Annotated in this window: 11 protein-coding genes; 4 read left to right on the top strand and 7 right to left on the bottom strand. The window is 36.2% G+C overall.

Going from position 1 to position 11,111, the window contains the following annotated elements; all coding sequences use genetic code 11:
• Positions 1–30: 30 nt before the first annotated feature.
• Genes B9Y69_RS00590 through B9Y69_RS00605 form a run of 4 tightly spaced genes read right to left on the bottom strand, consistent with a single transcriptional unit; the run spans position 31 to position 2,136 of the window.
• Positions 31–666, bottom strand: coding sequence for a hypothetical protein (locus tag B9Y69_RS00590; RefSeq protein WP_058699761.1), 636 nt, complete (start codon positions 664–666; stop codon positions 31–33).
• 2 nt (positions 667–668) lie between these two features.
• Positions 669–941 carry a DUF3408 domain-containing protein gene (locus B9Y69_RS00595; RefSeq protein WP_176221477.1) on the bottom strand — a complete coding sequence of 91 codons (273 nt, stop codon included), beginning with the start codon at positions 939–941 and terminating at the stop codon, positions 669–671.
• Between the two features lie 10 nt (positions 942–951).
• The gene (locus tag B9Y69_RS00600; protein ID WP_058699762.1) at positions 952–1,356 is read right to left on the bottom strand and encodes a DUF3408 domain-containing protein; all 405 of its coding nucleotides are present in this window, start codon (positions 1,354–1,356) and stop codon (positions 952–954) included.
• A 12-nt stretch (positions 1,357–1,368) separates the two neighbouring features.
• The gene (locus B9Y69_RS00605) at positions 1,369–2,136 is read right to left on the bottom strand and encodes a ParA family protein (RefSeq protein ID WP_058699763.1); all 768 of its coding nucleotides are present in this window, start codon (positions 2,134–2,136) and stop codon (positions 1,369–1,371) included.
• A gap of 732 nt (positions 2,137–2,868) precedes the next feature.
• On the opposite strand from B9Y69_RS00605, the gene mobA reads away from it, so the two are divergent.
• The 3 genes from mobA to mobC all read left to right on the top strand — a co-directional run bounded on the left by mobA (position 2,869) and on the right by mobC (position 6,718).
• Entirely contained in the window at positions 2,869–3,312 is a 444-nt protein-coding gene (mobA, locus tag B9Y69_RS00610) for a conjugal transfer protein MobA (protein WP_058699764.1), read from the top strand.
• Complete coding sequence (gene mobB / locus B9Y69_RS00615; protein WP_058699765.1) at positions 3,309–4,610, top strand: conjugal transfer protein MobB; 1,302 nt, start codon at positions 3,309–3,311, stop codon at positions 4,608–4,610. Before mobA ends, mobB begins: the two co-directional genes overlap by 4 nt.
• Before the next feature lie 107 nt (positions 4,611–4,717).
• The gene (gene mobC / locus B9Y69_RS00620) at positions 4,718–6,718 is read left to right on the top strand and encodes a conjugal transfer protein MobC (RefSeq protein ID WP_058699766.1); all 2,001 of its coding nucleotides are present in this window, start codon (positions 4,718–4,720) and stop codon (positions 6,716–6,718) included.
• A gap of 362 nt (positions 6,719–7,080) precedes the next feature.
• Here mobC and B9Y69_RS00625 read toward each other — a convergent pair whose 3' ends face one another.
• From B9Y69_RS00625 to B9Y69_RS00635, 3 genes are all read right to left on the bottom strand, one after another.
• Complete coding sequence (locus tag B9Y69_RS00625; protein ID WP_058699767.1) at positions 7,081–7,500, bottom strand: LytR/AlgR family response regulator transcription factor; 420 nt, start codon at positions 7,498–7,500, stop codon at positions 7,081–7,083.
• 240 nt (positions 7,501–7,740) lie between these two features.
• Positions 7,741–8,949 (bottom strand): TlpA family protein disulfide reductase, encoded by a 1,209-nt coding sequence (locus B9Y69_RS00630; RefSeq protein WP_058699768.1) that lies wholly within the window; start codon positions 8,947–8,949, stop codon positions 7,741–7,743.
• A gap of 94 nt (positions 8,950–9,043) precedes the next feature.
• The gene (locus B9Y69_RS00635) at positions 9,044–9,916 is read right to left on the bottom strand and encodes a helix-turn-helix domain-containing protein (protein ID WP_058699769.1); all 873 of its coding nucleotides are present in this window, start codon (positions 9,914–9,916) and stop codon (positions 9,044–9,046) included.
• Between the two features lie 156 nt (positions 9,917–10,072).
• Between B9Y69_RS00635 and B9Y69_RS00640 the strand changes: the two genes are divergently transcribed.
• A complete protein-coding gene (locus B9Y69_RS00640) occupies positions 10,073–11,098 on the top strand; it encodes an efflux RND transporter periplasmic adaptor subunit (RefSeq protein WP_058699770.1) in 1,026 nt (341 codons plus the stop codon).
• Positions 11,099–11,111 lie beyond the last annotated feature (13 nt).

Genomic DNA, 11,111 nt, shown 5'->3' on the forward strand with positions numbered 1-11,111 from the left:
ACCTTAACGTTTTAAAACACAAAGGAGAGTCTATACAAACTCCCCAATGTCAAAATCATTAATATTATTTTTCCGCAAATTGGAAGAACCAGAGTCCATTTCTTTACCGGGAACACCACTGTCCAACAACGCTGCAATTTTCTGTGCAGCACCCTCCATTGAGTTTTCCAGTAGACTAAAAAGATCGGTTCCCTGTATTTTCTGAACTATTCCCACCGCTGTTTCCTTCTGAGCTGTTTCCAATTTCTCTTTTTGGAGCAACATCCCCACGGTACTTAGTTCTTCAAAGGTAACCCCTGTGGCAAAACCGTTTTCTTCCTCATAAGTTCCATACCCGTTCCATTCTTCTTCCTCTTCCTCCAAATCAGGTTCGGTATTAAAAACTTCATCTAGCTCTTCCTGCGGAATTTCTTTAGCAAACCCTTTTAGGGATCTTTCTTCTTCAAAATTATCAGGTTTTTCCTCTTTATCTTCAAGTTGTCCTTTAGTGGTATTCTTTGGCGGAGAAAGGCGTTCAATCGGCTTGGGTTTTCCCATAATATCTAAAAATTCTCGCTTTTGACTAGGAATTTGCTTCTCCTGTTTTGGATTTCTTTTGATAACCACCTTGTCCTGCAACAGCAGGACAATGACAATTAATAGGGATATAAGAATTGCTGTTTCCATAGCTATAATTTAGGTTTGTCGATTGCGTTATAAATGGCTGTGAGTTCCTCTCCGAAATCCTCAAAATGGTATTTCAGCACATTGTGTAGGTAATCAGTAATAGTCAGTTTACCTCCACCCATCATAAAGACGATAAGCGATAACTTTTCGTGAAACTCTGTACTGATATAGGCTGTTTTGCTATCTCTTGCCTTAACGCCTTTCGACTGAAGAAATTCAGTTTTGTACTGATCTATTCTTAATGTTGCTTTCTTTTTTTGTTTTGTATTTTTCATAATGAAACTATTATATAATAGGTTTATATCTTTCATTGAAATAGTCGGTAATATCATCACCAAATTCCTTGAAATGATGTTCAAGAATACTATCTATATATGAATAAAGAGTAGTTTTATCTTCCCGTGTGAGTTGAACAATGCGGATTAATCTTTCATGATATTCAGGACGGATATAGACTACTTTACCGTTACGCCCTGACGGAAAGCGATTGACTAAAAAGGTTTCTTCATAATCTACTTTTTTGGTAGAAGTCGAACGAGATCGCTCACGTGGTTTGCTTTCTTTTATTTCCTCTTGTGATTTGGGAATTGGTTTGTCAGGGACAGGCTGGTCACCGCTCATGATGTTCATCAGGTATTCCTCATCAACATCCGGTTTCTCAAAGTCTTTTCGTTTGTTATCTGTTGCCATACATCATCGGTTTTACAGGTGAATAATTTTTAAAAATTCCTGCACAAAAGCATCCATGCGGGTGGTTTTCAGCAATTGCGGTTCGGCAGGGAGCAGACTGGAACGGAATACATAATTTCCTGTATCGTCTGTTTCTTTTCGGAAACGCTTGCTGTCCATAATGCGAGTTTCCATAATTGGCAATCCCAACTCCTCTATGACATTTTGATATGCGTCGTACAAACCTGTTTTTTCCCTACCATCTACTTGATTCCAAAACAACCATATTGCCAGATCTTTGTTTCCGGTTTCTGTTTCTGGTAAGTGAAGAAAGGCCTTGGTAAAGCCCAATGTACTTTCTACCACCAGTCGATCTGCCGTAATCGGTGAAAACACAAAATCCATCGTTTTTAAAGTCGATAATACTCCCTTTGTATTTGCAGTTCCAGGAAGGTCGAAAAAGATAATATCCGGCTCTACCTTCGATTTTTCTGTCTGCTCAAATGCGTTTTCCAATGCGTTTTCCGCTTTGCTCTTGACGATGGTGTAGGCCTTCTTATTGATAGTCTGAAACTGCTTCATAGCAGCTTTCTTGTGATAGTCATTTTCCATGACCGTTTTTAAATCCCTCGCACGCATATTGGTTAAACTGTGTTGCGGAAAGTCGCAATCCATTACTAGTACGTTGTAACCTAAACGGTAGTGCAGCACACTAGCCAACAGCGTAGTGATCGTTGATTTGCCTACACCTCCCTTTTGTGTGTAGAAGCTGATTTTTAAAGTTTTCTTTGTCGTTTCCATTATTTAAAAATTTATTGATGCTTTTCTTTAAATCGGTACAGGCAAACAAAAACCTTCATTTGTACCTTTCTTTGTTCTAATATTTCTTTTTTACCTTTTGCGTAATTGCTTGTCGTTTTTCCCTTTTTCATTCACATGAAACCTGATTGTAAAATTTCAATCCGTGAAGTTTTGCAGGTAGAAATATGCTTTACTTCAGTTAAACTTTCTTTTCTGCTTTTCTTATTTACCGCTTTTACGTTTTAGCGTTTTTATATTTTTAAAACTTTATGCTTTTATTTTTTACAGGATTTGCACAGATACATATCTCTTTTTTTACTTTTTTCTTTACTGTTTTTTTCAAAGCTTTCTGTAGAACCTTGAAACAAAGAAAGCGATTAATAGAGGTGGTTTTTAAAGCGTTGTACACTTTGGCTTTTAACGGAATACTTTGGCAGTATTCTATATATCAATAGTTTATAAAATCAACCTTTACTTTGCAAAGGGGGTTTTTCTGACGGTTTGATAGAATGCTATTCCATCAAGAAAGGTAAAATAAGAAGCAGCATGAAGCTGCTTTTTCCACTAAATAGAATCCGTCCCGCAGGGCGGATTTTCTATTCACCAGAATAGAGCAAGTTATGTTTTGAGGCACTCGAAACGTATTTCGTGCCCCAAAACAACTTGCCCTGCCGGGAGCCGAAAAACACCCTCCAAAGTCGGGGTTTTATAAAATTTTAAAATGGATTTGTGATGAATGAGAACAGTAACAACAAACAGAACAAAGGCGGACGTAAGCCAAAGCTAAACCCAAGCACGCACCGCCATGTTTTTCGTCTGAATGACGAAGAGAATGCGAAACTCCTGTCGCTTTTTGAAGCGTCAGGTATAAGCAACAAAGCAAAATTTATTATTTCTCTTTTACTACAACGGGAGATTAAGACGGTTAAAATTGATGTAGCTGCTATGGATTACCATGCACAACTGACCAAATTATACAGCCAGTTTAGAGCAGTTGGTATAAATTATAACCAGATAGTGAAGATACTTTATCGCAATTTTTCAGAGAAGAAAGCCGCTGCTTATCTCTTTAAATTGGAAAAGCAAACCGCAGAAATGGCGACATTATGTCAACAAGTTATCCAATTAACGCAGGAGTTTGAAACAAAATACCTATACAAAAGCGAAGAAAAATGATAGCAAAAATTGGAAAAGGTGCGAACATGATCGGAGCAATTTCTTACAATCTGCTTAAAGTGCACGAGGAAAATGGACATGTTTTGCTCACGAATAAGATACCCGAAGTGCTGAACGACAACTACACTACCGCTTTTCTCAACCGCTATTTCGAGCCTTATTTGCTGGCAAATAACAAAACAGAAAAGCCTGTTCGTCACATTTCGCTGAATCCTGACCCTGCGGATAAGGTTAGTGATGAGCAGTTCAGAAATATAGCGGAGCAATACATGCAAGAAATGGGTTATGGCAATCAGCCGTATGTGGTATTCAAGCATACCGATATTGAACGCACCCATATACATATCGTAACCACCTGCGTGCAACTCAACGGTGCAAAAATACCGGACAGTTATGATCATCCACGTTCAATGGCTGTATGCAGGAAATTGGAACAGCAATATGATTTGAAGCCCGCTACAGAGCAATACCAGTCAAATAGTGACCGAATTTTTAAATCCGTGGATTATACCAAAGGAGATATAAAAAGCCAAATAGCATCCGTTACCCGCCACTTGCCCAAATATTATCAGTACCAAAGTCTAGGAGCTTACAACGCTTTACTTTCTCTTTTTAATATAACTTCCGAAGAAGTTAAAGGTGAATTACACGGTCAACCAAAACAGGGTTTAGTGTATTTTGCTTTAAATGAGTATGGACAAAAGGCAAGTAATCCGTTCAAGTCTTCACTGTTTGGCAAAGAAGCAGGAATGACCCAGCTTGAAAAACACTTTGAAAAATCAAAGGAAAATATGAAAACCAACCCTGCAAAAGAGGTGCTTAAAAATACTATTGAAGCTGGTATGCATACATCCAATAATGAAACAGATTTTAAGAAGCAGCTATTGGAGCAGGGCATTAATACCGTTGTCCGCAGGAATGATGAAGGTCGTATTTATGGAATGACTTTTATAGACCACGAAAGCCGTACCGTATGGAACGGCTCGCAATTGGGTAAAAATCTATCTGCTAATGTATTTAATAAATGGTGGGATGAACAGGCAATAGAAAATAGGAAGCAAACCACAAATGACAATACAACACATTCAAGCCGCTCATCCCAGAATAATACTAAGGAAGAGTCCGAAACACCACACGAGCTTTTTGATTTTCTGAACAAGGAACAACCTGCCTATAATGAGCCTGATCTGATAGAGGGGTTGGGCAGTCTGCTTCCCGATGTACAGGACGAAGATTACGAGGAACAAGAATTTGCCAATAGAATGAAGAAGAAAAGGAAACGAAAAAGAGGTAAATAGAAACATCAAACCAAACAATGCCACCGAACGCCATCGGTTACCGTTTATCCAAAACCAACCCGAACAGACTCTAAATTCACTCTCTGTCATTTTAATCATTACAAATTATGCAAGGAGAAGACGATTTAAGAGGTTTAGCCAAGATTATGGCTTTCATGCGTGCGGTCAGTATCATCATTGTACTGATGCACTTTTACTGGTTCTGCTTTGGTTTCTTTTTGGAGCGTGGCTGGACATTAGAAATAATAGGCAAAATATTAGCCAACTTTAACCGAACGGCGGGGCTTTTTGCTCACAACCTTTACACCAAAATTTTCGCATTGGTATTGCTGGCATTAAGCTGTCTTGGAACCAAAGGTGTAAAGAACGAAAAAATAACATGGACAAAAATAAACACCGCCTTGGTAATTGGTTTTATTCTGTTTTTTCTCAATACACCTTTACTAAAACTGTCTCCCTTTATAGGTACATCTCTCTACATTTTTACTACAGCATTAGGTTACATTTCTTTGATGAAGGCGGGTGTCTGGATTACCAGATTGCTCCGCACGAATTTAATGGATGATGTATTTAATAATGAGAATGAGAGTTTTCAGCAAGAAACCAAACTGATGAAAAACGAATATTCTGTAAACTTACCTACTAAATTTTATTACAAGGGAAAGTGGAATGAAGGCTGGATTAACGTAGTGAATCCTTTCAGGGCAACAATTGTATTAGGCACGCCAGGTTCAGGCAAATCATACGCAGTTGTAAATAATTATATTAGACAGCATATAGAAAAAGGGTTTTCAATGTATATCTATGATTTTAAATTTGACGACCTTTCTACTATTGCATATAACCATTTACTAAAACACCGAGATAAATACAAGGTACAGCCTCAATTTTATGTTATTAATTTTGATGATCCTCGTAAAAGTCATCGTTGCAATCCACTTAACCCGGTTTTTATGACGGATATCTCTGATGCTTATGAAGCTGCTTACACGATTATGTTGAATCTTAATAGAAGCTGGATCCAGAAGCAAGGGGATTTTTTCGTTGAATCACCAATTATTTTGCTGGCAGCAATCATCTGGTTTCTGAAAATCTATGACAGCGGCAAATACTGCACTTTTCCACACGCTATTGAATTACTGAATAAAAAATACTCTGATGTATTCACTATTCTGACGTCTTATCCTGATTTGGAAAATTATTTATCGCCCTTTATGGATGCTTGGCAGGGCGGAGCACAAGACCAACTGCAAGGACAGATTGCTTCTGCTAAAATCCCATTATCAAGAATGATTTCTCCACAATTATATTGGGTAATGACCGGTGACGACTTTTCTCTGGATATCAACAATCCGAAGGAGCCTAAGATTTTATGTGTAGGTAATAATCCAGACCGTCAAAATATTTACTCAGCGGCATTGGGTTTATATAATTCAAGAATTGTGAAACTCATTAATAAAAAAGGACAGTTAAAGAGTTCTGTCATCATCGATGAGTTACCGACAATTTATTTTCGAGGATTGGATAACCTGATTGCAACGGCCAGAAGTAATAAAGTGGCAGTATGTTTAGGCTTTCAAGACTATTCTCAATTAATCCGTGATTATGGAGATAAAGAAGCTAAAGTAATTCAGAACACTGTCGGTAACATTTTTAGTGGTCAGGTAGTGGGAGAAACTGCTAAAAATCTTTCGGAACGTTTCGGGAAAGTGTTGCAAAAACGTCAAAGCTTGACAATTAACAGGAATGATAAATCTACTTCAATATCCACACAGTTAGATAGCTTAATACCTGCATCTAAGATTTCTACACTTACACAAGGAATGTTCGTGGGAGCTGTTTCCGACAATTTTGACGAACGTATTGAACAGAAGATTTTTCATTCTGAAATTGTAGTAGATAACGACAAAGTTGCTGCCGAAACCAAAGCTTTTAAAAAAATACCAGAGATTTTATCTTTTAACGATTCACATGGAGCTGATAATATGAAAGAACAAATTGAAGCTAATTACAAGCAGGTAAAGAAAGATGTTATAGGTATTATTGCAAATGAAATAGATCGAATCAAGAATGATTCTAATTTAACGCACTTACTTAAAGACCTATAGATAAACTACACTTCTCTTAGTAGTGTTAATGCTCACTAAGCTTTTTTTCAACCTTTTAATAATACTGAATAAATAATTATTAGAATCATTGATGCACTATTCTGTTTAGAACAAGCTACAGTAAATAGAGGTATTTACTGTAGCTTTTAAATTTTTATTATATGACTTTGTTCTTTCCCTTTTTAATAGAAAACGGTTTGACATTAGACGAATCTATTTCTTTTGTGATTCCTCATTTTTATGACTGATGGAAATACAAAATCTGTAAAAAATAGAAACTTTTTTATACTGAACACAAAAGAGGTATATTTTAAAATATTTAACAACTTCAATCAGGCAAAAAATTACGATACACAAAGTGATTATTTATAATCCCCTCTTAGATTTCTCGAATTAAAAACAGGGAATAAATCCTCCTTTCCGAGGTATAGTTTAATTTTATTTAAGCTAGCAGCAAGTTCGTCCTTCTGAATGGGTTTCATTAAGTATTCTATACTTACACTATTATTACTAAATGCTCTAAAAGTATATTCATCATAGGCAGTTGTAAATATTATCGGGCATTTAATAATTGACTGATCGAATATGGAAAAACTAACCCCATCAGCCAAACATATATCCATTGTAATTAAATCTGGTGAATTGTTTAAATTTAACCAGGAAACTGCATCCTTAACTGTATCAATTATTTGCAAAATTTCACAGTTAGGTTCCAATTCTTCTAACAATCTTTTTAGGCGACGAGCATTTAAGTCTTCATCTTCTATAATTAAAATTCTCATACTGTTTATAGATAGTGGTGATTAATTAAGTGAAAATTCTATTGGTATTATTGAAAATTAAATAGGACCTATTAAAAATGATTCTGACTTAAAGACATTGCATACAAGACCCTATACACATTTGATCACTAGAAATACTTACATTAATTTGGTGTCATACGTACATGCTAATAACAATTGAACATCTTTGTCGATTTCAATCCCATTAACTTCGCTATATCAGCGTGAATTGTGTGTTGCTTATTCCGCTTTTAATTTATCCACAATGGTTTTGATTTCAGGTATAGCTTCATCCACACCTATATAACCAACGTTTTTGTAACGTATAAAACCATTCTTGTCAATAAAGAATTTAGCAGGAAGTCCAGAAATTTTATAGGCAGCTGAAACAGGGCTTTTTCCAAGAACCTCGTCCTTTAAATCCATGTAAACATCAAATCGGTTTCCCCTTGCAATTAGCATCTTTTTAGCATCATCAGCAGCATTTGGGCTTTTTTCTTGGGTATGAATAAACATAAAAACAACGCTATCATCGTTTTTGTAGTAATCTACGGCCTTCTGCATACCCGGGAAAGAGGCTATGCAAGGCTGGCACCAAGTAGCCCAAAAGTCTAAGATAACGATTTTACCCTTTAGACTTTTTAACGAAACGCTTTTTCCGTTTAAATCTTTAAGTTCAAAATCTGGAGCCAATTGGTTAGTCTCCATTTTTGCTATTTTTGTCAATGTGCTATTATGGTCCACAGTTTCCATAGAATCGAGCAGAAATTCATAGCGTATCTCGTCACCATATTTATTTTGAAATAACTTTCTTGAAGCATCTTTGAATCTATCACTTCTATTTGCCGAAATTTTCAGTAATCTATTAACTTCATTGAAAGCATCCAGCTGTTTATCAGCTTCGATCAGTGCGAAAGGATAAATTTCAGCATCTGCACTTAAAAAATCAGACTTGTCTTCATTATTAGGCTTTAGATACTCCAATGCAGCTTTAAACTCCTTACGTTTATAGAGAATCAAACCGTAGTGAAAGTTGTTTGATCCAGTTTGACCCAAAAAAGGCTTTACAAGTTCTTCAGCATCATTCAGCATCCCAGCTTCGATAAGAGCTCGAGTAACTGTAGATAAACTGCTTGTCTTCCAACTTTTATTATTAATCTTATTCATCCAGTAGTTTGCCTTCTGAGCATCTCCTGCGTGGGCATAAGCTTTAGCGGCTATGTATCGGCCAGCATCTAATATCATGGCATCTCTTGGTTCCGATGCAGACTGCTTTTCCATTTGAACAAGCATTTTTTCAATGCTAATTGGATCTGTTTCAGATTTTATTGCATTATAGAGGTAAGTAGTTGACTGTTCCTCAACAACAATTTGCCCAATTGCTTTTATTGGAGTAGCCATTACTACTAAAAGCAAAATTGTCACGATAATCATACATTTTTTTTCCATTTTCTTTTAATTAGGTTATCTATAGTAATAGACCACTAAAAACACAATTTGGGGGGGCAACTATCATTTTATTAATATCCTTCTATTAGCCTTATTAATTTTTTCTGTATTCATTTGGTGTCATACCTACTTGTTTTTTGAAGAATTTACCAAATGATGTGGCATCAGCATAGTTAAAATGTTCTGCCAATTCTTTAATGGTAATTTTTGAAGATTTAATAAGAGCCTTTGCTTCCGCTATAATATATTCAAAGACCCATTCGTTGACCGTCTTTCCTGTCTGTTGTTTTATGATCGTCGATAAGTATTTGGTCGATAATAATAGCTTTTCGGCATAGAACAATGTGTCTTTTTCATTCTTGTAGTGTTTAAATAAGAGCTGATAGAACTCCCAAACTAGTTTTTCCTTTTTTGTCAGGCCTTCGGTATTTAAATATGTATGGTTTTTTTCAATCAGCGCAAACTCGTACATGCCTGACAATAATGAATGCTGTATGATCTGTCTTCTGAACAAATTATCTTTCCGATTATATTTTTCAAGCAGATTATCATAAAGCTTTAATAATATATTATATTCTTCAATATCGGCTTTAAAATAAGACGTCTGTCTTGCATCGGGATAGAGATATGAAGCATCGAAAGCAGCGACGAACTCAAGAGATATTGACATATATTTCATCATAAAATCACTGCTTATTTCTTCTGGCACATATTGGATGATAGTGCCGGGAGAGAGTGCTATGACGTCTCTTTCAGATAGCGGAACAGATTTTAAGTTGACTTTCATATTACCGTTCCCTTTTATACATATACCAACAAGTAAGGAATTAATCTTTACCGGATGTTCGAGCGTTATTCCAATAATATCTTCACTTGTATCTGATATCGCAAAATCGTTCCTCAGATTATCATCCGCCAAATTCAGGTGTGAAACTTCCAAGGTGTAAATAGTTTTTTGTTTCATCATCACATTATCTTTTAAGACAAATAAACCATTTTTTTCAATTTATCCGTCTATTATTCCAAAAATAGTACCATCTGACTATAAATTAGGAATGTGTGACCTTTTTAATATATGCTGTAGAACGGAACTTTGCAATGTTAAAATATTGAATTAATCGGTATGAAAATTAGAAACTATTTAGCAATCGCCTCTTTTATCCTTTTTCTCATTACAAGCTGTAAGAACAAAGAAAAGGAAATCCAAAATGAACAGCAGATTCCAGTAAAGGCAGTATTGATTGCACTGAATGATATTGACGGACAGAGAAAGTATATCGGTTCCGTCGAAGAGTCTGCGCAGACCCAGCTAAGTTTTCAGGTTGCTGGAAATGTAAAGCAGATACTTGTTTCCGAAGGAAGTAAGGTCAATGCAGGTCAACTCTTAGCAACTTTGGATAAAGGCCGTTACCAAAAGGCTTATGAGGTAGCAAAGTCCCAGAAAAAGCAAGCTAAGGATGCCTATCAGAGACTTAAGATTATTTATGATAACAAGAGTTTACCTGAGATCAAGATTATTGAAGCTCAATCTATTCTTGAACAGGCAGAAGCTGCAGAGTCTCTTGCTCTAAAGGATGTAGAAGACTGTAACCTCTATGCCCCTTACAGTGGAGTAATCGGGACCAAGGGTATTGATCTGGGTGCAAATGTAGCTGCTGGTATGCCGGTTTTTACAGTACTTAAAGTAGAAAAAATACGGGTTAAAGTTTCTGTTCCCGAGAATGATATAAAAGAGTTGAAAATCGGTGATGATGCAAATATCTACTTAAAGACACTGGATAAGACTTATACCGGAAAAATTATCGAGAAGGGAGTTGTGGCCAATCCATATTCCAGAGCATATACGGTTAAGGTAGATATTCTAAATGGCAGCGACGAACTGCTTCCGGGGATGGACTGTAACATTACATTTAAATCGGATAACTTGACAGGCTATTCACTTCCAATTTCTGTAATTCAAATTTCTGCAAGGAATGAACGGTATGTGTGGAAGGTCAGTAAAGACAATACTGTGTCAAAACAAACAGTGAAAATAGGAGAACTGACTTCAGATGGCGTGGTTGTCTTAGAAGGTATTGGAGAAGGAGACCGGATTGTTACCGAAGGTTTTCAAAAAATCTTTGAAGGATCTAAAGTTATCGTTAACTAAAAACTTGAACTAT

The sequence above is a fragment of the Sphingobacterium psychroaquaticum genome, from assembly GCF_900177625.1.
Classification (GTDB): domain Bacteria; phylum Bacteroidota; class Bacteroidia; order Sphingobacteriales; family Sphingobacteriaceae; genus Sphingobacterium; species Sphingobacterium psychroaquaticum.